Annotated in this window: 24 protein-coding genes and 1 pseudogene; 4 read left to right on the forward strand and 21 right to left on the reverse strand. The window is 69.7% G+C overall.

Features of this window, described 5'->3' with window-relative positions:
* Positions 1 to 135: 135 nt before the first annotated feature.
* Positions 136 to 642: an NUDIX domain-containing protein gene (locus OG199_RS36135; protein ID WP_405833008.1), complete on the forward strand. Its 507-nt coding sequence runs from the start codon at positions 136 to 138 to the stop codon at positions 640 to 642.
* A 20-nt stretch (positions 643 to 662) separates the two neighbouring features.
* Here OG199_RS36135 and OG199_RS36140 read toward each other — a convergent pair whose 3' ends face one another.
* The 19 genes and pseudogenes from OG199_RS36140 to OG199_RS36230 form a co-directional block, all read right to left on the reverse strand.
* Entirely contained in the window at positions 663 to 1208 is a 546-nt protein-coding gene (locus OG199_RS36140; RefSeq protein ID WP_207317502.1) for an NUDIX hydrolase, read from the reverse strand.
* Entirely contained in the window at positions 1205 to 2047 is an 843-nt protein-coding gene (locus OG199_RS36145; protein ID WP_207317503.1) for a class I SAM-dependent methyltransferase, read from the reverse strand. The genes OG199_RS36140 and OG199_RS36145 overlap by 4 nt, the downstream gene beginning before the upstream one ends.
* 60 nt (positions 2048 to 2107) lie before the next feature.
* The gene (locus OG199_RS36150; RefSeq protein WP_207317504.1) at positions 2108 to 3037 is read right to left on the reverse strand and encodes a DUF2797 domain-containing protein; all 930 of its coding nucleotides are present in this window, start codon (positions 3035 to 3037) and stop codon (positions 2108 to 2110) included.
* A 34-nt stretch (positions 3038 to 3071) separates the two neighbouring features.
* Entirely contained in the window at positions 3072 to 3764 is a 693-nt protein-coding gene (locus OG199_RS36155) for an AAA family ATPase (RefSeq protein WP_207317505.1), read from the reverse strand.
* Positions 3761 to 4840 carry a hypothetical protein gene (locus OG199_RS36160; RefSeq protein WP_405833011.1) on the reverse strand — a complete coding sequence of 360 codons (1080 nt, stop codon included), beginning with the start codon at positions 4838 to 4840 and terminating at the stop codon, positions 3761 to 3763. The genes OG199_RS36155 and OG199_RS36160 overlap by 4 nt, the downstream gene beginning before the upstream one ends.
* Positions 4837 to 5664, reverse strand: coding sequence for a hypothetical protein (locus OG199_RS36165; protein ID WP_405833013.1), 828 nt, complete (start codon positions 5662 to 5664; stop codon positions 4837 to 4839). The genes OG199_RS36160 and OG199_RS36165 overlap by 4 nt, the downstream gene beginning before the upstream one ends.
* Entirely contained in the window at positions 5661 to 6290 is a 630-nt protein-coding gene (gene folE, locus OG199_RS36170; protein ID WP_405833015.1) for a GTP cyclohydrolase I, read from the reverse strand. Before folE ends, OG199_RS36165 begins: the two co-directional genes overlap by 4 nt.
* A 66-nt stretch (positions 6291 to 6356) precedes the next feature.
* Entirely contained in the window at positions 6357 to 7103 is a 747-nt protein-coding gene (locus OG199_RS36175; protein ID WP_329450014.1) for a 7-carboxy-7-deazaguanine synthase QueE, read from the reverse strand.
* A complete protein-coding gene (locus OG199_RS36180) occupies positions 7100 to 7510 on the reverse strand; it encodes a 6-pyruvoyl trahydropterin synthase family protein (RefSeq protein WP_405833017.1) in 411 nt (136 codons plus the stop codon). Before OG199_RS36180 ends, OG199_RS36175 begins: the two co-directional genes overlap by 4 nt.
* Positions 7511 to 7800: 290 nt before the next feature.
* Positions 7801 to 8379, reverse strand: coding sequence for a DUF6624 domain-containing protein (locus tag OG199_RS36185; RefSeq protein ID WP_326818796.1), 579 nt, complete (start codon positions 8377 to 8379; stop codon positions 7801 to 7803).
* The gene (locus tag OG199_RS36190; RefSeq protein ID WP_405834777.1) at positions 8376 to 8948 is read right to left on the reverse strand and encodes a hypothetical protein; all 573 of its coding nucleotides are present in this window, start codon (positions 8946 to 8948) and stop codon (positions 8376 to 8378) included. The genes OG199_RS36185 and OG199_RS36190 overlap by 4 nt, the downstream gene beginning before the upstream one ends.
* Positions 8949 to 9022: 74 nt before the next feature.
* Positions 9023 to 9502 (reverse strand): helix-turn-helix transcriptional regulator, encoded by a 480-nt coding sequence (locus tag OG199_RS36195; protein WP_326818797.1) that lies wholly within the window; start codon positions 9500 to 9502, stop codon positions 9023 to 9025.
* Positions 9503 to 9526: 24 nt separating this feature from the next.
* Positions 9527 to 10756, reverse strand: coding sequence for a cytochrome P450 (locus OG199_RS36200; protein ID WP_329450010.1), 1230 nt, complete (start codon positions 10754 to 10756; stop codon positions 9527 to 9529).
* Between the two features lie 13 nt (positions 10757 to 10769).
* Entirely contained in the window at positions 10770 to 11948 is a 1179-nt protein-coding gene (locus OG199_RS36205; RefSeq protein ID WP_328919767.1) for a cytochrome P450, read from the reverse strand.
* Positions 11945 to 12547, reverse strand: a complete 603-nt coding sequence (locus OG199_RS36210) for an ATP/GTP-binding protein (RefSeq protein ID WP_326818800.1) — start codon at positions 12545 to 12547, stop codon at positions 11945 to 11947. The genes OG199_RS36205 and OG199_RS36210 overlap by 4 nt, the downstream gene beginning before the upstream one ends.
* Positions 12525 to 12881, reverse strand: coding sequence for a DUF742 domain-containing protein (locus OG199_RS36215; RefSeq protein WP_277312461.1), 357 nt, complete (start codon positions 12879 to 12881; stop codon positions 12525 to 12527). The genes OG199_RS36210 and OG199_RS36215 overlap by 23 nt, the downstream gene beginning before the upstream one ends.
* Entirely contained in the window at positions 12878 to 13288 is a 411-nt protein-coding gene (locus tag OG199_RS36220; protein ID WP_277312462.1) for a roadblock/LC7 domain-containing protein, read from the reverse strand. Before OG199_RS36220 ends, OG199_RS36215 begins: the two co-directional genes overlap by 4 nt.
* Positions 13285 to 14748: an ATP-binding protein gene (locus tag OG199_RS36225; RefSeq protein ID WP_405833021.1), complete on the reverse strand. Its 1464-nt coding sequence runs from the start codon at positions 14746 to 14748 to the stop codon at positions 13285 to 13287. The genes OG199_RS36220 and OG199_RS36225 overlap by 4 nt, the downstream gene beginning before the upstream one ends.
* Positions 14748 to 14927, reverse strand: a pseudogene (locus OG199_RS36230) (glycoside hydrolase family 15 protein); the annotation flags it as partial. The gene OG199_RS36225 and the pseudogene OG199_RS36230, both read right to left, overlap by 1 nt.
* 429 nt (positions 14928 to 15356) lie before the next feature.
* Between OG199_RS36230 and OG199_RS36235 the strand changes: the two are divergent.
* Positions 15357 to 16745: a Tat pathway signal protein gene (locus tag OG199_RS36235; RefSeq protein WP_207317146.1), complete on the forward strand. Its 1389-nt coding sequence runs from the start codon at positions 15357 to 15359 to the stop codon at positions 16743 to 16745.
* A gap of 72 nt (positions 16746 to 16817) precedes the next feature.
* Positions 16818 to 17318, forward strand: coding sequence for an SAM-dependent methyltransferase (locus OG199_RS36240; RefSeq protein WP_207317147.1), 501 nt, complete (start codon positions 16818 to 16820; stop codon positions 17316 to 17318).
* A gap of 62 nt (positions 17319 to 17380) precedes the next feature.
* On the opposite strand, the gene OG199_RS36245 is transcribed toward OG199_RS36240, so the two are convergent.
* A complete protein-coding gene (locus tag OG199_RS36245; protein WP_277312714.1) occupies positions 17381 to 17767 on the reverse strand; it encodes an ATP-binding protein in 387 nt (128 codons plus the stop codon).
* A gap of 254 nt (positions 17768 to 18021) precedes the next feature.
* Between OG199_RS36245 and OG199_RS36250 the strand changes: the two genes are divergently transcribed.
* Positions 18022 to 19263, forward strand: a complete 1242-nt coding sequence (locus OG199_RS36250) for a helix-turn-helix transcriptional regulator (protein WP_207317149.1) — start codon at positions 18022 to 18024, stop codon at positions 19261 to 19263.
* Between the two features lie 57 nt (positions 19264 to 19320).
* Here the strand turns inward: OG199_RS36250 and cutA are convergent, their stop codons facing one another.
* Positions 19321 to 19647: a divalent-cation tolerance protein CutA gene (gene cutA / locus OG199_RS36255; RefSeq protein ID WP_207317150.1), complete on the reverse strand. Its 327-nt coding sequence runs from the start codon at positions 19645 to 19647 to the stop codon at positions 19321 to 19323.
* Positions 19648 to 20210 lie beyond the last annotated feature (563 nt).

Below are 20210 nucleotides of genomic sequence, written 5' to 3' on the forward strand. Positions count from 1 at the left end.
GGGTGATCGCCCTACAACCCAAGGGGGCAACCGGGTCGGCCGGACACGGCCGGATGGCTGCCCGCTTCTTGCTGCGACGTCCGGCCGGCCCGTCGGCCTAGGGTGGGCCGGGTGAGTCATGGTGAAGTCGGTCAGGTGATCTTGGACGAGGCTGTTGCGGATGCCCGCCTCGCCGCATGGGAGTTCGACGGTGCACGGGCCTGGCTGGAAGAAGCCCGTCGGCATCCGATGGAGCCGCTGGCGGCCGAGGTGTGGGTCACCGACCCTGCCTTCGAGCACGTCCTGCTGGTCAAGCACCGCGTGCGCGGATGGGTGCCGCCAGGCGGCAAGGTGGAGCCGAGCGAAGCGCCGCGTGCGGCGGCGGCACGAGAGCTGCTGGAGGAGACCGGCTTGGCCACCGAGCTGCTGCCCGAGCCCGCAGCCGTGGCGGTGCGTTCCTACCGGGCCGACTGGTCTCCGACGCTGGGCCTGTCCTATGCCGCGATCGTCGGACGCGACGTGCCGCTCGCCGGGGAGCAGAACCAGCCGGCGGCATGGTTCCGTCTGGACACCGACTGGGACAGCGTCTTCCCCGAGGACCGCGAGCGGATCCGTGCGCACGCTTGGCGCCTTGCGGCCAGCCGAGCGGTCGGCTCCTGCTGAGCGACGCCTCTGGTCACCGTTCACAGGACCGCGTCAATCCGGTCGAGGTCGACCGAGGGCAGGGTGACTAGCCCAAGGTCGTGCAGGAAGCGGCACCACACCGGCTCCAGGCCGGGCTCCCGCTCGAACTGCTCCTGACTCAAGTGTCCGTCGGTGTACGCGGCGGTCCGCAGCGCGTGCTGCTGCAGCTCATCGGGGTGGATCCACCGAGGGGCGCGGACCTCGCGGGGAGAGGGGCACAGTGATCCGGAAACCTCAGCCTGGTAGATCCACCAGTGGTGGCCGACCGGACCGGTGGGCGTGCGGCGGCAGCGGTTGGGCCGCCACTGGTCCAGCAGCGGCTGCAGGTGGGTGACGGTGAGGCCGACCTCTTCGGTGACCTCGTCGCGGGCGGCCTGCTTGGGGCCGCCGTGCTGGTCGACGTGGCCGGCGACCGGGGCGATTCCCGCCGGAGGGGTCGCCCGCTCGAACACCAGGAGGCCGTTCGGAGAGGAGACCAGGATCCCGACGCTTGTGTGGTCACAGAGGCGGTCCTTGCTGCCGGGCACCGGGGCGGCCGGGTTCATGCGGTGGCCTCCGGCCGCTGGGCGACGACCACGAGCCAGCTCGTCACGGTCGGGGCGTCGGGGGTGGTCATGGCATAGGCGGTGTGGAGGATCTGCATCCGCTGGGCGTGGGTGAAGTCGCCTTCGGGCCGCGCGAAGACGGGTATGGACAGCCACGCCTTCTTCTCGGCCATGGTGCTGTGCTGGGCGGTGACGTCGGTATCGAGGACATTGAGTCCGGCTGCGGTCAGCTGCTCGGCGACCGTCTCCAGCGGCAGCTTCGGCGGCGCGTCTGCGGCCGTCGGCGGGGTGTATCCGTGGTCGTCAGCGGCGACTTGGCCGATGAGGGCGTTCAGTGAGGGCCCGGTGCGGACGGACTGTTCGTCGGGGTGCCGTACGCCAGCGAAGCCGCCGCCGATGTTGAAGACGAAGTGCCCGCCTGGGCGCAGGATGTGGGCGACGGCCGTGAACACTGCGGCGGTATCGGTCTTCCAGATCGCGGAGTTGCACACCACGGCATCGGCGCTGTCAGCGTGGAGGTGGTCGGCGAGCTGCTCGGCCGGGGAGGTGATCCAGGCCAGGCGGGCGTCGGTCAGGGTGCGGCGGCCGACACGCTGCATCGCGGCGGCGTTGTCGACGGAGACGACCCGGGCTCGGGCCGGGATGAGGTCGAGGATCGCGCGGGCGGTCGCGCCGGCGCCGCCGCACAGGTCGACCACCAGGCTGGCGTTGGCCAGCTGGCCTCGGCGGGCAAGGTCGCGGCTGGTCGCGTCGTACATGGGGTGGGCGCGGGTGAAGGCGTTGTACGCCTCGGCGTTGCTGTCCTCGTCCCAGCCGAGGATGGCGTCCTGGGGTGCCATGTTGCTGTGGCCTCGCTTCTCAGGGCGGCCCGGCAGTCCAGGCCGTGCGTTCGGACAGGGTCAAAAGAGCGCGGACTGTACGGCGGCGGGCGGTGAGGAGAACTGCGCGCCGAGGACGATGCACCGGCCCTTGAGGGCGCCGAGGTCGAGCATGTAGGGCAGTTGTTCATCACCGCCATCGAGGGTGGCGAGGACCTGAGAGCCGAGGCAGGAGAGCACCGTCAGCCCGTGCTCACCGGAGCGTGGATCGTGCGGGTACAAGGGCCTCCCGGCCCCCGGCGTCCGCAGCAGGTCGCCATCGCCGGGCGGCGTCCACGGCTCGGGCGTGGCCGGGACGTTCAGGTCGCTCAGGGCCTCGGTGGCGCGGTCGAGGTGCTGCTGGTGAGCGGCGCCGGCCGGGGCGAGGTCGCGCAGCTCGGCCAGGGCCGTCAGCTTGGCCGCGGCTCGCACGGTCTGCGTCAGGCCGAGGTGGCGGGTGAGGGCATCCTCCAGGAACCGCACGGCGCGGCCGTCAGCAGTCCGGGCGAGGTAGCTAGCGATCAGGGCACCCTGTTCGTCGAGGCGGGAGCGCTTACGGGGTTCGGCCGCGGTGCCGATCTTGGTGGTGCCGTCGGCGAACGTCGCCAGGTACAGCCAGTGCGGCTGGGCCATGTACGCCGCCAGGGCGTCGGGAACGTGCCCGCCGGAGTGGAACCGGTGGGCGAAGCGGAAGTCATCCCGCCCGGTGCAGGCCGCGCACTGGCCGCCGGCCTCGGCCGGGGCCCGGTCAGGGCAGGCGACCGCCTCGACGCGGACGCGGTCGGCGAACCGGTACCGGCCGGTGCACCACCGGCCGGTACCGCTCACCTGGTAACCCAGGCGCCTGCCCGTGACCGGGGCGTAGACGAGTGGTCCGCCGGTCACGGGGGCAAGCAGAAGACGGGGGTCTCCGCTCGCCCAGGTGATGCCGTGGCAGACGAATGTCCCGCTGGCGGGCAGGGCCTGGTCCATGGTGCGTTCCTTGTCGATCGGGATCGGGGCTGGGTCAGACGGTCAGGTGCAGACGGTCGGCCAGGGCAGCGGAGGCGGCCTTGAAAACCTGGTCGCGGTCCAACTGGGCGACGTCCAGCGTCAGCCAGGCGCCGCGCTCCGCCTGTTCGCGCATCTGCTCCAGGACGGTGTCCTGGTAGCGGATGAAGTCCTCGTCACCGCCGCCGGCGTGGCCGGCCTCCAAGGAAGTGAACGAACCCTTGCGGACGAGAGCCTCGCGGGCACCGATGTTCAGGAAGAACACCAGGTCCGGCTTTGTCAGATGCGCGAAGACCTGCTCGCACAGGCGGGGGGAGACCTCGGGGTTGACCGCGTACCGGGCGAGGATCTTGTGGTGCGCGTTGTCGAGGATCACGTGGGTGCCCGCGGCGAGGGCCGGCTGAATAACGAGCCGGTCCTGCAGGGTGTACCAGGAGGCCAGGGCAAGCAGCCAGTAGTGGTCGCCGCATGCCTGGGCGACGCGGGCGTCGCGCCGGTAGACCAGCTCGTTGAGGCAGTCGAGGTAGGCGGACAGCTCCGGGTCCTGGGGGACGTCGGTGCTGTGCTTGCCGATGAGGACTGCCGTGTGGCCGATGTCGTTCAGGGCCTGGTGGAGGCGGGCGGCGAGGGTCGACTTGCCGGCCCCGTCACCGCCGACGAAGGTGATCAGCTTCCCGGCTGCGGGGGTGGTCGGCGCGTTCGCCGTCATCGGGACTCTCCCAGGGTGTGCGTCGGGCTGGAGGTCAGGCGGCCGGTGATGATGGTGCGGATGCGGTCCACCAGGACGGCCCGCTGGCGCAGGACGTCGCCGTGCCGCTCATTGGACAGGTCGGCGGGATAGTGGGTGGCGAGGTTGTTGGAAATGACGTGGAGGTAGCCGAATCTGATCCCCGCCTGGCGCGCCGCCGCCCCCATGGGGCCGATCTCCGGGTCGACGAAGGCGTACGAGGCGGTGTGCTGGAGAAGCCAGTCGCGGTTCTCCAGCAGGATCGACGGGGAGGAGACGTGCAGGCCGCTGCGCACCCCGTCGTGGGCGGCGGCGTAGTCGCCGAAGAAGTCGTCCCAGCTCACCATCGCCCCGCGTACCAGGCTGCTGTTGCCGGTCGCCAGCCAGGCGTTCGGTTCGACGCCGGGGGTCAGCGAGCCGACCTTGCCGACGTAGACGACGTCGCCTGCGCCGAGTTCGGCAAGGCGCGCGACGACCCGTCCGGCCACGTCCCCCCAGATGCTGTGGAGGAACCCGAGGTAGACCACGCGACGGCCGGCGACCTCGGTGCGCTGCCACGCGTAGCCGGGCCCGCGGGTCCACGCTCCGTTCTCGGGCGCGAGGTACTGAAGGCCCCAACCGACGATCACCAGGTCGCCGTCCAGTTCCAGGTCAAGCGCGTTGAGCGCCGTTCGGCACTCCTCCTGCTCGGGCGGCTGATAGGTGACGGTGTCTGCCGGGCGGTCGGTCATGGCCAGGTACGTGGCGATGATCAGGGCGTAGTGCTGGACGTAGTCGGCGCCGGGGAACGCCTTGACGACGAGGTCAGGGCCGTGGACCTCTGCGGTGGGCCGCTCGACGTTGAACAGCTTCCCGGTCTTCTCGTACCGGGAAACCACCGCCGTGCGGTCGTAACCGCCGACGACGCGGATGCTGTTCCAGTCCTGGTCCTGGATGAGGTGGTGGACCTTGATCTCCAGGTAGCGCAGCAGCCTCGCGTGGGTCATGGTGTGCCCGGCTGGCTCGATCGGGGCGGCGCGCAGGAGTCCGGGGGCGGGGTCGGCGAGTAAGGGGGTCATCGGTGCTCCTCGGCGATCGTCACGGTGCTGCCGGCCGCCGCGCGGACGACGCAGATGTTCTCCCGGATGAGGTCGAACCGGTCTTCGGGGATCGGGCCGAGCTTCTCGATGCGGGGCGTGGAGGGCTTCTCGTACGGCCCTTCGGGCAGCAGGGCGACGCCCATCGCGCCGAGGATGACCGGGGCCGCGCCGTCCACGGAGGAGATCCACTCGTGCTCGCGCTGCTCGATCAGCTCCAGGTGCCCGGTCCGGCCCAGACCGAGCAGCCGGTAGACGAGCAGATCGTCGACCAGGCCGTGGTCCTGCAGGTAGGCAGTTGCCAACCAGCGGGTGCGGCACAGCTGCTCGCCGGGATCCGGTCGACGCGAGGCCGGCAGGGCGATGGCCCCGGCCCAGTCGCTGGTCACGAAGGCGTCGTAGGTGCGCAGCCACTCGTCATCGTCCGCGGCGTGCAGCACCGCGCATAGCCGGAATGCATCGCCGGACAGCTCCCGGATCTCGCGCGCGGCCTTCTCGCTCGCCTTCAAGGTCGCGGCCCCGTCCCGCATGACGTCCGGCAGGATGATCTCCCTCGCGGACACCGCGAGCGCGGCTTCGACGAGGCTTTCTGCCGGCAGGGCGTAGCCGAGGTCGAAGAGCCCGTTGTCGACGACGATCTCGGCGCCTCGCTCGGCCTCGCGAGCGAAGAAGGCCCGGTAGATCTCGTCGGACAGCACGTGCTGGGCGGCCACGTGGTGGACGCGGGCCGGCTCCTGGGCGACGAAGTGCTCCAGGTAGACAGGCGGAGCGATGACGGAGAAGCCGATGCCCGTGGTGGTGATCACGGCGCCCCCCACAGCCCAGTGGTGAGGGTGAGGAACTGCTGGGAAAGTACGGGGTCGGTGCCGAAGCGCCCGCCCGAGTGCACCGTGGTGGTGCGGGCCTCCTCCATCCGTACGCCCCGCATGCTCATGCACAGGTGCACGCCGCGCACGGCGACGGCGACGTCCTCGTGTCCGATCACGCCGTTGAGGTATTCGGCGACCTGGCGGGTGAAGCGTTCCTGGACCTGCAGTCGGCCGGCGAAGTGCTGGGCGATCCGCCCGAACTTCGATAGGCCCACCACCTCGCCGTCCGGCACGTATCCGGCCGTGACCTGCAAGTTCATGGGCAGCATGTGGTGTTCGCAGAGCGACCACACGCTCATGCCGCCCACGATGACCAGCTGTCCGCCCAGCTGGGCCTCGGTGAAGCAGGTGGCCGTTGCGGCGCCGTCCGGGGACAGGAAGGCGTTCCACCAGGCCGCGACGCGGTCCGGGGTGCCGGTCAGCCCCTCGCGGGCAGGGTCCTCGCCCAGCTCGACCAAGAGCTGGTGGATCAGGCCGGCGACCCGGCTGGTGTCGATGGCCGGAGCGGGCCCGGGGAAGGCGACGGTCGGCGCCGCTGCCGGGCTGGCGATAGAGGTCGTCATGGGCGTCTCTCGTTTCCGGGGACTGGGGGGACTGGGGGGACGGATGGGGCGTGGTGGCGCGTGCGGTCAGCGGCCTCTGGCGTCCTCGAAGGCCAACACGTGAAGGCGCGTGGTGAAGTGCCAGTGCCGGGCCGCGACCGCGTCGGCGAGGACCCGGGTGGTTGCGGTGATCACCTCGGGGGTGGTGCCCTGCGGCATCACCCACACCGGCGCGAGCCGGTGGGTGTCGGCCAGCTCGGCGATCCGGTTGAGGTCGGCCACCGTGGAAGCGACGAACTTGAACGCCGCCTGCTCGGAGGCCACGAACGCCTCCAGCGCGGCGGGCACGATGCTCGTGGTCTCCTTCACGCCGAAGCTGGCGAGCTTGGGCGAGACGTTGAACCGGACCCCGTCGGCCGCCAGCTCGGGAGCGGGCGCGATGGTGCCGTTCGTCTCGAACTCGACCCGCTTGCCGGCTGCTATCAGGCCCCGGACGAGAGGCACCAGCCGCGCCTGCTGGATGAACGGCTCGCCGCCGGTGATCACGACCAGCTCGACCGGCGAGGACGCGGCCCAGGCCACCAGGTCCGCCACGGACCGCTTCGTCGACTCCTTGCGCGGATCGAACTGGGACCAGTCCCAGGTGTACTTCGTGTCGCATTTCGCGCAGGTGAGGTTGCACCGGGACAGGCGGATGAACAGCGCCGGGTGTCCGCAGCTCGGTCCCTCGCCCTGGAAGGTCGGCACCTCGACGCCGAAGCACTCCGTGACGATCAGGCGGGATTCGCCTTCGTCAGCCGTCGGTTCGAGGTTGATCGGCTCGGATGTGGTCACTGTCCCTCCACATCGAAGCGGGCCCAGCTGCTCTGGGTCTCGCGGACCAGGACGGCGAACAGGCGGCCGGGGATGGCGGGCTGAAGGTTCTGGATGAACCAGCCGGCCAGGAACTGGGCCAGGCGCTCGGAGGTCGGCTCGAAGGGAAGAGCCTCGTGCAGGTTGTGATGGTCGAGTTCGGTGTTCAGGAACTCTTTGAACGGAGCGAGCGCCCCGAAGTCCGTGACGAAGCCGGGCTCCTCCAGCGAGGGAGCGGTGAGAATGACCTCGACCTCGTAGCTGTGCCCGTGCTGGCGGGAGCACTTGTGCTCGGACGGCAGCCCGGGAAGCCGGTGGCCGGCCTCGAAGCCGAACTTCTTACCGATGGTGAAGGCGCCGGGAGGCAGTGGAACCGCACTGAAGTCCATTGGTTTCCTTGAGGAGTTGGGGACGGGTCGGCTTCGGTCGCCGGAGGGATTCACACAGGGGTTGGCAATCGGGTTCGAGATCCGGCAGGCGGTGGGTCCCGCATCTGCCGGAGGCCCCTGGGTGGGACGAGCGTCAACGGTCCTTTCGTAGAACGGGTTATGGGGTGCACGAGGAAGGTCGCCCGGCCGCGAGGCCGGTGAGGCCCGCGTCTGGAGGGCCATCTCGATGACCCCTACGGCAGGGCTTGGCCCGCCGGCCTCGGCGACCAGGAGCGGGGCTTCGTCTTCCGTCATGCGGCCCCCGCAAGCACGACCGTCGGAGAGCCGCCGTCACCGCGCATCGATGCGAAACGGTGACGCACCTTCTCCAAGGCGACGGCGACCGGCGGGAGCCCCACGCCGGCCCTTCGCTGGTCCAGGGTGCTCGGCTCACGCGTGGGGCATAGTTCAATCCCGTTGGCGCCGAGGAAAAATTGGGTACCCAACTCCTGGTCGTGCCTGTTGTTGATCAGGGCACGGTCGTGAAGGTGCACCCAGTGCTGGATCGGTGCGTCGTCGGCTTGGACGGCGCGGCGCAGCAGGACGGCGGCTGCCCGCTGGAAGTCGGGTTCGTCGTTGGAGTGGAGGGCGATACTCCAGGCGGCGCGTGCGGCGTCGGGGCCGACGAGGCGATGGCCGGGCCAGCAGTCGTGGTCGGCCAGGATGCGCCGTAGCACCTTGGCGCTGGCATGGTCGGCGTGACGGCCCCGCCCGAGTTGGACGGCGTCGAGCTGGTTACGGAGGCGTTGTGCCCGGCGTGCAGCCGACCGTTCCGCGAGGGTGATCAGCTCGCGGGCGAGTTCCGGCCGCAGCGGTTCGGCGGTCGTCACGCAACACTCCGCTCGTCCGCGGCGGACCGCGACTGGTGAACACTGCAACCGACGAGGGCGTCCAGCCCTGGCCGGTGCTCCGCGGCGAGTTCGAGGCGGGCGACTCGCTCGCCGGTCTGTCCCGTTCCAGAGCCGCGCAGGTCCCAGCCCATGTCGGTGAGGCGGTTCAGGAAACGGGCGATGGGATCGGCGTCGAGGGGATGGCGGGCGAGAGCGTCGGCCCGCACGCGCGGCAGGTCGAGGCGGGCGGCGAAGTCGGAGGCCCAGAGGGTGATCAGCCGGATCATGTCGTCGGAGCGGTCGGGGAGGGTGTGGACATGGCCGAGGAAGAGGCACGGGCCCTCGCCCCAGCCGAGGTCGGGCTCGCGCTGCAGGATCATGCAAGCGAGCAGGAGTCCGTCCTCGAACAGGCCGGCCGGCTCCGCCTGCGGGTCGCGGAAGAGAGCCGGGATATCGGCGCGGGCGGGTACGGGCAGACCGCGGAGGGCGAGCCAGCGCTGACGGTCCTGGACGAGGGCGGCGGCTTCGGCCCGTTCAGCGTCCGTGCGCAGCGAGCGCATCTCGTACACGGGAGGTAACGGTGCCGGGCGCTGGAGCAGGGGCGCGGGGGACTGCCCGGCGGCCGTGGGAACGGGGGACGTGTTCACTGGCTCGCTCCGCTCCGCACCGTGCTGGTCTGCTCGGCGGTCAGCAGGTTCCAGCCGTGAGCCCAGGCGACCAGCCGGGTGGTGTCCGACGCCCCGGCGTCGGCGAGCAGCTGGTCGAGCGCCGCGCGCAGGTCCGCGGGGGCGATGTTGGCGCCGCGCGCGATGTCGAGCGGCTTGCTGTGCTCGGTGACGGCCTTCAGCAGGTTCGTCTGCTCGGGGCTCAGGTCAGGGGCGGGCGTGTCCGGCACCGGGACCGTGGCCTCGTTGGCACTGAGCAGTCGGTGGGTGACGACGGCGAGGGAGCAGCGTGCGGGGCAGTGCAGCTTCCTGCGCAGGGAGAGCATGTGCGCGCGGACCGTGTGGTGCGACAGCGTCTCGGTGACGGCGATCTGGCGTGCCGGCAGGCCGTTCACCGCATGCTGGGCGATGCGCCGCTCGGCCGGGGTGAGCGGCGTGATCGGGGCGGGGGCGGTCATGGTGGTCTTCCTCGTCGGTATCGGTCAGCGGCTCGACGTCGGGCGCAGACGCACGGGGACGGAGGTGTGTCCGTTGCTGATCAGGCTGGGCAGCGCCTCCAGCGCGGCTCGCTCCGTGGCGAGTTGGGCGTCGGGGAAGCGCTCGAAGAGCAGGCGCAGCGCGGTGGCGACTTCGAGGCGGGCCAGCGGGGCGCCGAGGCAGAAATGGACGCCGTGTCCGAAGGCCAGGTGTTCCTTGCTGGGGCGGGTAGCGTCGAAGCGGTCGGCGTCCTTGTGCCAGTCGGGGTGGCGGTTGGCGGCGGCGTAGGAGGCGAGGATCGCCTCACCGGTCTTGATCGTCTGCCCGTCCGGGAGAGGGATGTCGGTGCGGGCGTAGCGCAGGGGAAGGTGCTTGACCGCGGGCTGGTGGCGCAGGGTCTCCTCGACCACGTCCTGCCAGGTGCAGCGGCCGTCCCGGACGTGGGCGAGCTGCTGCGGGTCGGACAGCAGGGTGGTGATGGCCTGGTCGATGACGTTGACGGTGGTCTCGTACCCGGCGCTGATCATCAACAGGAGCGTGTCGCGCAGCTCGGCGTGGCTGAGGGCGGAGCCGTCTTCCTCGTCGCGGGCGGCGATCAGCAGTGATGTCATGTCCTCGCCAGGCTCGGTGCGCTTGATCTCGATCAGGGCGTCCAGCAGGCCATACAGGGCGGCGGTGTTCGCGGCCTGTTCCTCGGCGGAGAGGTGGGTGGCGAACACGTTGTCCACCACGGTGCGGAACTCGGTGCGCCGGTCGGCAGGGACGCCCATGAGCTTGCCGATGACGGCGATCGGGAGCGGGTATGCGAGGTGCTCGCGCAGGTCGGCCACCTCGCCGGCCGGGAGGGCGTCGAGATCGTCGAGCATGCTGGCCATGAGGGCCTCGATGTCCGCCTGGAGGGCGGCGGTGCGGCGGGCCGAGAGGGCGGGGGCGACCATGCGGCGCAGGCGGCTGTGGTTGTCGCCGTAGGCGGTGAACATGTTCTCCACCGCCACCCACAGGGCCAGTGGCCAGGTGGGCACGGTCTCGGCGAAGGCCGGCCAGTGGGCGCGGCCGTCCTTGGAGACGTCCTTGCTGGTGAGGAGCTGCTTGAGGAGCGCCGGGTCGGAGACGGACCAGGCGCGCACGCCGAGGATGTCCACCAGTGTGGCGGAGCCGCGCTCGCGCAGGGCCTGGTGTTCGGCGTCCGGGTCGGATCCGGTCGGGTCGAGGACGAGTATCTGCTGTTCGGGCATGTTGAGGTCTCTTTCAGCTTGTGGGGAAGGTGACGGGCAGGGCGACCAGCGAGCGGTGGAATGGGCCGGGGCGCCAGACGAGGTCGTCGCGGTGGCCGTCGAGGTCCATCTCGGGCAGGGCGTCGAGGATGTGGAGGATGGCGGCTTCGGCGATGAGGTACGCGTGCGAGCTGGCCGGGCAGCTGTGCGGGCCGGCTCCCCAGGCGAGGTGGGCCCGATTGCCCAGAGGCCGGTGGGATCCCAGGGCGGGGTCGTTATTGCAGGCGGCGTAACTGATGACCACCGGCTGGTCGGCCGGAAGCAGGAAGCCGCCGATGTCGACCGGCCGGGTCGGGTAGGTCATCGCGAAGTTCGCCAGCGGGGGGTCGCGGTAGAGGACGCTGTCCAGGGCCTCGCGGACGGAGGCGTCGCCGGCGTGCAGGTCTCCGGAGAACTCACTGTTGGTGAGCATCTCCAGGAGCGTGTTCGTGATCAGGTTGGTCAGGGGCTCGATGCCCGCTCCATAGAGCGTGATGAGCTGGTGCCCCATCTCGGTGTCATTCAGCCGGGCGACGTGGGCGAGGAGCCTGCTGGTCACATCGTCGCCGGGCTGCCGGCGGCGCAAGGCGACGAGGTCCGCCACGGCCTGGGTGAGGATCTGGTTACCAATGGAGGCGTTGACCCCGTCGAAGATCTTCGCCATCCCGTCCGCGATCCGGTGGCCGACCTCGGCGGGGCAGCCGAGCAGGTGGCTGAGCGTCCGAAACGCCAGAGGCCAGCCGTACTGCGACAGCAGGTCCGCTTTGCCGCCGGCCTTGAAGGCTTTGATGGTCTGTTCGGCGACCAGTTCGACATGAGCGTGCAGCGCGTGCTGGTCGACGGCTCCCAGGGCCGAGGTGTTCGCGGCTCGGTAGCGGGCGTGTTCGGCGCCGGCCGACCGCAGGGCGTTGGGGCGCCACTCCATCATCGGCCGGATGGGGCAGGCGTCGGGGACAGACTGCTGCCACCGGCGCGGGTCGGCGGGAAAGCGCTGCGGGTCGCCGAGAATGCGGCGCGCCTCCTCGTAGCCGACGACCAGCGTGGCGGGCACGCCGGGGGCCAGGTCCACGGGGACCAGGGGGCCGAACTGCTCGCGCATGCGCTGGTAGGCGGCGTGCGGATGCTGGGCGAAGTCCGGTTCGTACAGGGGAATTCGGTGGATCGCGTTGCTCACGGTCGGGGCTCCAGACGGTGCGCGAGACGGGCGAGGTATTGGGTGAGCTGGATCAGGGCCTGCATGCAGGACGCTCGCTCGCGGGCGTCGCACACGGTCAGCGGCGTATGTCCCTCCAGGGCGAGGGCCTCGTGGACCTCGTCGAGCGGATAGTGGGGTGCGCCGTCGAACTGATTGACCGCGACCGCGTACGGGACGCCGTTCTCTTCGAGGAGGCCGAGGATTTCGTGGGAGGCGTCCAGGTCACGCGGGTCGACGAGGACCAAGGCACCGAGGGCGCCGATAATCAACTCCTGCCACAGGAAGCTGAATCGGGCCTGGCCTGGTGTTCCGAACAGGTAGAGCACGAGGTCGTCGCTGAGGTGCTTGCGCCCGAAGTCCACACCGACGGTGGTGGTGGACTTGGCCGGCGTGCGGGCGAGGTCGTCGACCAGTGCGCTCGCGCGGGTGATGGTCTCCTCCATGTGGACCGGAGGCACCTCGGAGACGCTGCTGACGAAGGTGGTCTTGCCCACGCCGAAGGCTCCGGCGACCACGATCTTCGCGGTAGCCGTCACCGTGCGCGCGACGAACCGGTCAGGCGTGAGCGCGGAGTCCATTGAGAACCCTTTCAATGAGTGAGGCCGGTGGCCGGCCGTCGTCCTGGCCCTGGGCAAGGGTCATCAGTCCGTGTCCGATGAGGTCGGCAACGAGAATCCGAGTGGTCGAGGGTGGGAGGGCCAAGGCGGAGGCGATCTCGGCGACGGACAGTCCTCCGCCTTGCGAGGGCGCGAACAGGGCGAGCACCCGACGTGCGTCCGGGTTCAGGCCGGGGCGTGTGCCGGTCGCGGCGAAGACCAGGCTCTCCAGGCGCACGTCCTTGGTGGGACGGGTGCGTCCGCCCGTGCGGACGTAGGGCCTGACCAGATCCGGGTCCTGCCGCGGCCTGCTCATGCCAGCGGTGCTTCCGTGCCGTCGGCGACGCGCGTCTTGACACTCAGCCGGTCGCCCACGCTCGAGGCCAGGCGCAGGGCGGCCTCACTGATCACACCGATGTCCGCGTGGGGGCTGTCGGTTCGGACGGCGAGCATCGTGTTCTTGCCGGCCGGGATGAGCAGGTGGATGTGGTCGACCGACTCCATGACGAACTGGCGGACACCACCGCCGTTCGTCTCCCGGTCGTAGGCCCGTGATGCACCCCACAGCGTGGAGGCGATCGCCGAGATCTTCTCGGCGCGTTCGCGCTGCAGCCGGTCGGTGTGGGCCGGACTCATGCCGTCCGCGGCGACCAGGACGGCGTACTCCACGCCGGCGGTGTCCTCCAGGCTTTCGAGGAGCCAGCCGATGTTCTTGTCACTCATGCGTCATGTCCTTGGTCGGTGTCGGCGATGGGGAGTTGGGTGTTTCGCTCAGTGCGGGCGCGCTGGGTGCCACGGGCCCAGGCGGCAATCACGCTCGCTCGTCCCGGCTCGGCGTTGGCCGGGCGTGGAACGTGAGCGGGGGCAGGTGCGGTTCGGCGGTCGCGCACCGTCAGCCCACTGGCGGTCGTACGGGCAGCGGGGCGTGCCTGGCCAGACTCCCCGGCCGCCGGGGCGGGGGTGAGCGCGGGCTGCGGGTCCACCAAGAACGGGGCGAGCGCGGGCGGCTGGCCGGCTGGGGCGGGGGCGAGCGCGAGCGGCGGCGGAGCGTCCTGTGCCGGTTTCGTGAGTGCCGGCGGCGCCTGCGGTGCCGTGGTGAGGAGGTCCTGGGGGAGGGTGAGGAGCGCGCGGGTGCCCAGCAGGGAGTTGGGTGCCTGGACGTCGACCCGGAATCCGTAGGTGCTCGCGAGGGCGGCGGCGACCCTGAATCCGGTCTGCGGGCGGGCGCCGAGCTGCGTGATGTCGTCCGTGCGGTGCCCGGTGAGGATGTCCCGGGCAGCGTCGAGCTGCTCAGGCGTCATCCGCAGGCCGCTGTCGTCCACGAAGACGGTGACTCCGTGGTGGCCCTGCTCGAAGGACACGTGCACTTTCGACTGTGGTGGCGAGAAACGCAGTGCGTTGTCCAGCAGGAGCGCGAGGGTGTGCACCACGGGCCCGACCACGCGGGTCCTCACCGCGACGTTGAGTTCCTGAGGCTGTACGCGCTGGTAGTCCTCGACGTAGCCCATCGCGGCCCGCACCACATCGGTCAGCGTCGTCGTGGGCCAATGTCGGGTCAGCTTGCCGCCGGCCAGGATGGTCCAGCCCTGGGCGACCAGCAGCATCTGCTGGACCGTGTGGTCGATACCGGTCAGTGTCTCGAACGCGGCGTCGTCCTCGTGCTCGCGCACGCCTTCGCTGACCTTGCGGCTGGTCTTGGCCGCCATGCCCACGAGCGCCGACGACACACTGCGCACCGCAGCCTCGGTCGACCGCAAGGCCGTGGCACGTACACGCGCGATCTCTTCCTGCGCGGCGGTGTGCGAACGCCGCAACTCCTCCGCTCCGAGCGTCTTCGTCTGTTCGATCTCCTGGTGCGCCGCGTACTGGATGTCGCGCACCACAGCCTGGACGACGCCGGCGGTGGCCTTGACCGCCGCGGTCAACTGCTCACCGACCAGGGTGCCGGCCAGTTCCGGTGCAGCGGACGGCACGGAGATCCGACCGCCCGCCTGGTGGATCTGGGGCAGCGTCTCGTGGACCAGTTTCTGCAGGGCACGCTCGGTCGCCTCTTGTTCGCGGGCCAGGAGGTGGGCCCGCTGCCGCGCCTTCTGCCAGCGGCGCTGGGCGACCCAGGCCGCTGCCACGGCGACTATGGCCGCAGCGGCGAGCAGGATGACCATGGTGGTGGCTGTCGCGTTCATCAGACACCCGCCGCCAGGAGCACGTCGGCCTTGGCTGCGGGCGCCCCCGAGCCGAGCTGCTGCAGTTGGAGCGCGGACCCGATCACCCCGATGTGGCTGTACACCTGCGGGAAGTTGCCGAGTTGCCGCCCGGTGGCGTGGTCGTACTCCTCGGCGACCAGGCCGAGGTCGATGCGCAGCTCTCCCGGTGACGCCATGACTCCGAGTTGGCTGATATGGCCACGCAGGCGCCGCGCGAGTTCCTCCACATCAGCAGCGCTCTCCGGCAGCGGCGAGTCCTCGTTCACCACAAGCGCCACCGTCTCCGCTGCGGCCACCGCCTGATTTTGCTGCGGACCCAGCGTGACGGGGACGCGATCCCGCCTGCCCCGGCCAACGCGCTGACAGGCTTCCCGGCGGGGAGCCAGCGAGAGACGCATGACACAACTCCTATTCAAATCAAGCCAAGTTGAGTGGAGATCGTCGTACGGTGTCGACGGCTGGCGTGCAAAGTGAGTGATCCGGCGGCTACGTTGAGCGAACCGTGAATCCCCGCCGAGGGGTATGCCTGCGCGGCCCCCGAGGCCGTCAAAGGCGTCAAAGATCATTTCGGAACCGAGGGGCAGCCCATGGCCCGTGCGCGAAACGTCGCCCTCGCCGCACTCCTGCGCGAAGCAGGCTGGTCCCAGCCACAAGCAGCCGCCGCGGTCGCCCGAGTAGCCGCGGAGAGCGGAGCCCGCGAGCTGGAGGCCATCTCCCGCTCGCACATCGCCATGTGGGTGCAGGGCACGCGGCCGAGTGGAAGAGCGCCCCATATCCTTCGCGAGACGCTGTCCCGCAGGCTCGGCCGCCGCCTCACTCTGGCTGACCTCGGGCTGGAAGGAGAGCCGACAGGTACGACCGACAGCGGTTCCGACTGGAGCGTCGACCCTCTGACCGTGCTGGCCGAGTTGGGAAGCGACGACCTCGATATGCACCGACGTAAGCTGCTGGCGACCGCCGCGTACTCGGCCGCCGGCCTCGCATTGCCCACCGCTTCGTGGTGGGCAGCCGCCCCCGCCGCGGCGGCGAAGCGCCCAGCAGTCTCCCCCCGGCTGGTGGCCCAGGCCGACATCGATGATGTCCGCGACCTGACGACCTTCTACTCCGCTCGGGACCAGCAGCGCGGTGGAGCCTCGGGGCGCTCGGCCCTCGCCGGCCACCTTCGCGACGAAGCGGTGCCCCTGCTTGGCAGCAGGTTCCACACGGAGCAGCTCCGCCGCGACATGTACTCGGCCGTTGCGGAGATGACCTACCTGGCGGGGTGGATGGCTTTCGACGCCTCCGAGCACCGCACCGCCCAGCGCTACCTCACCCTGGCCGCCCGCATCGCGGCCGAAGCGGGCGACGGGCCGCTCGGCGGCCACATCCTGCGCGCCCTCGCGCACCAAGCCGTGGACCTCGGGCACCCCCGCCGAGCGCTCGCCCTGGCCGACGCATCCATGTCCCGCGACCGCTACGGCCAGGCCAGCCACCGCGAGAAGGCCCTGCTCGCGATCGTTCACTCCCGAGCGCTCGCGGCAGACGGCGACCGCGTCGGCACCCTCGCGGCCATCAGCCGCGCAGAGCGGGACCTCTCCCGCGCCGACAACAACGACGCCCCAAGCCGCGTGGGTTTCTTCCAAGAAGCCTCCCTGGCCCACGAGACCGCCTGCGCCCTGCGCGACATGGGCCAGCCGCTGGACGCGGAGATCCACTTCCAACGCAGCGTCGCCACCCGCCGCCGCCAGCAATACGCCCGCACCCACAGCGTGACCCTCGGCTACCTCGGCGCCGTCCAGGTCCAGCAGGGACGCCTCGACGAGGCATGCGCCACCTGGAACCGAGCCCTCGACGCCATGGCTGGCGTCCAGTCCGGCCGCGCCCGCGACGTCATCGTCCGCATACAGAGCGACCTCTCGCCCGTCCGGCAACGCGGCGGTCGCCACGTCGCCGAACTGGACCGGCGCGCGCGAGACATGCTGCGCACCATAGGCTGACCGACGAGCAGATCCGCGGCGCCGACCGGAGGCCGCCGCACGCGCTACGCCCAGGGAGAGGAACGAGCGCCGATGGTGACGTACGAGGTCGAATCGATTGCAACGGTCGTCGGGGGCCACATCCGCGTTCAGGACGACTACCAAGGCGGGGTCGAATCGATCATCAGGCTCGACGACGCGTACCCCCTCGAAACGCTGCAAGGAATTGAGGAGTTCTCCCACCTGACCGTGACCTGGCGCTTCCACCTGGCGCGACCCGAAGACGTCCAGCTCCATGCACGCAGTCCTCGGGGAAACCAGAACTGGCCCGCGACAGGTACGTTCGTCCACCGCAACCACCGGCGCCCCAACCAACTGGCGATCAGTTACCCGCGGTTGCTCAAGGTCGAAGGTCGAGACCTCTTGGTCACCGATCTCGACGCCGTTGAAGGGACACCCGTGATCGACCTGGCGCCGTACTTCGAGCAGATGGGGCCTCGAGGCCCGATCCGTCAGCCGGCATGGCCTGGCGAGATGCTTGAACCGGACTACTGGGCGAAGGCAAGCGAACGGCCTTCGGAGCGCCCTGTGTAGCGGGAGTGATTGAGCTGCGCTGCTCGACAGTCGCATGGTCGGGGACCAGCCGGAGGTCTGACTCAAGCCGCAGCCCTCGCGTCCCGGAACTCACACCACGTCTCCTCGCCGTTGCTCTCCCACGCGTCTGAGAGCGCGTCGACAAGCCGGATCCCGCGACCGGATTCACCGTCGCGTCCGGCTTCCTTGAGTACAGCCGGGGCCGGGTCGTGGTCGGTTACCGAGACCCGCACCACGTCGACGGCCACCGTGATCCGGAGGACGACTTCGCCCTCACCGTGAACCACGGCGTTGGTGACCAGCTCCGAGACGGCCAGTACGACGAACTCTGCCACCGGCTTCGAAACACGGCACCGCCGCAGGAATGCCCTGGTTGTCTGTCGCATCTCCCCAACTTCCTTGAGATCAGGGAGAAAGGCCGCCCAACAGGTATGGGACGCCGCCGGTATGTCTGCCCGTGCCGATGTGCTGCGTCGGTCCTCCTGAACCGACCTCACGCGTGACGCGCCTGCTGTGGCCGCAAAGCTACGGATGCCCCCGCCTGGCGGGGGTGCCTCTTGGAGACTGGTCATGGGGGCTATCGCACCGTGCGGCGACGCCGTCGACCAGGGGAATCCACAGGGGGAAAAGTCTGTCAAGGGGGGAAACCGGAGGGGGAATTGAGGCCATGATTGGATTCCGTCCACCAACAGAGGTCACACTCATGCCAGATCCGTTCGCCGACCTGCTCCTCCGGCTTCGGCAGGATGCGGGCCGGACGCAGGAGGAGCAGGCAGAGGCGATCAACGCTGTCTCCGGCCGGGACACCATGACCCGCCGAGAGATCAGCCGCTATGAGAACTTTGAGAACATCCCTACCAATCACACAATCGGCCACATCGCGGCGGCCTGCGGTGTCCCCTTCGAGGAACTACAGCGGGAGGCTAAGGCTGCCCGCGCTCGGAAGAGAAAGGGGCATGTCAATGCAGGGGAGGACCAGGACGCCGTGAAGCGTCGCACGCTGCTGGGTGGCGCTGCTATCGGCGTGAGCGCGGCTGCCGAGCCCTGGGGGCGACTCGCCTTCGCCCTCGGTAAGGGGTCCAAGATCGATTCGCCCTCCGCCGTCGCGCTCATCGACCGGGCCGCTGAACTGCACGTCCAGGAACTCAACCTCAGCGCCCGGCGACTACAAAGCACGGTCGAGTCGCATCTTGACGCGATCACCGCGGCTCTGCCTCGTGCCGGCGAGCATGAACGGGCTCTCACCATCGCCGCCGGAGAAACGGCTGCCCTGGCCGGTTGGGTGGCCTGGGACTTGGGCGAGCTTGACAAAGCCGATGCCTACTACAAGGTCACGTCGCAGTGTGCGGCGACCGCCGGGCACCCTCCACTCCGAGCCCTGGCCCTGACCTACACCAGCTACGGCGCTTCGACGCCCAAGGCGAAGTTGGAGTTCCTTTCCCAAGCGGCCAACGACGTGCGAGGCCACGGTAACGCTACTGCTGCCGCCTGGGTGCTCGGCAGGCACGCGGAGGAAGCTGCGGCGGCTGGCGACGAGACGGTGGCGCTCCGGGCGTTGGACCGAGCGCGGTTCGCCTACGACTTCGCGGATCACACCAGCGAGCAGGCGTGGGTCCGGTTCGTGACCCCGTACCGCATGGACTCGTTGGCCCTCTCCGTATACGGGCAGTTGCGGCGCCCCGAACTCACCGCTACAGCCGACACTGCAGTCGAGCGCCTCGGAGACGAACTCCCGGACGGAGGCGTCGTGGTCCTCGGAGATCTCGCTTCGGCCCTACTGCGTGGAGGTGACGTCGACCAAGGCGTCTACGTGTCACGCCAGTTCGCGTCGGCGGCACAGGGCAAGCCCAACACGATGGGCAAGGAGCGCGCAGCGAGTATCGCAGCCTCGCTCCCCGAAAGCGAGCAGGAACTCGCTGTTCACCTGCGGCAGTTCGCATCCTGAACCCCATCGCGCGGTACGCGGGCAAGCTGCGAAGGCCGTCGTAAGCCCCGTCGCTCCTCAGTCTTGTGCCGTCTCCTCGACAACCCAGGACAGGTACGCCTCCGACCCACCGGTCACGGGCAGCGTGATCCACTGGGGGACGTCATACGGATGCTTCTCGTGCAGCCACGCCTCCAGCGCCGGGAGACGGTCCGTCGTAGTCATGTACGAGATCCGCCACTCCTGCGCCGTCTCGACCTTCCCCTTCCACCAGTAGAAGGCTGTGATCGGCGCATCGATGTGAACGCCCGCTGCCAGCTTGCTCTCGACCGCGCCCCGGGCCAGCGCCTTCGCCTGATCCTCGTCGTCACTGGTCGTCTGCGCGATCACAATCTCGTGGGACATGCAACTACCTCTCCAGCTCGGGTACCGCGACCCTACCCAGCCGTCCGGCGCACGCCGACAGCCGGTCGCTACCGGTCAAGGTGGGTGGGACTCACCCACCGACCTGGATCAGTCAGACGGCAGCCCGTCTTCCAGGGTGGCGCGTCGCTTCGACAGCACGGTGAAGGCCCTCTCATCGACGAGGTCGTGTAACGGCTTCATGACGCAGGTGCCGGCGCATGCCTTGCGCCTCAACGGCTCCGTGACGGAAGGGCTCCACGCAGCTGCCGGCATGCATTCGCCCACGGCAGACAAGAAAGAACTCCAAATGACTGGAACCTCCGGCGGGAGCATGTCAACGTACAACGTCCCGGAAAACACCAGGTCAGGAGGGTGCAATTTCTCCGGTGCGGCCGGGTTGCGATTGATTCGGAACCCCGCATCGCACCGAGCTGCCTCGCTGGCATGGCCCTACTTAGGAGGCCCGGCTGTCGGATTCCGCTGTTCGATTCACCCGCTTCACTTCCCTTGTTTTCTTTGCGCTCGGCGCACTGGTTCGGCCAAGCGGCGGGGACTACGGCGCC

Source organism: Streptomyces sp. NBC_01176, from assembly GCF_045039825.1.
Taxonomy (GTDB): domain Bacteria; phylum Actinomycetota; class Actinomycetes; order Streptomycetales; family Streptomycetaceae; genus Streptomyces.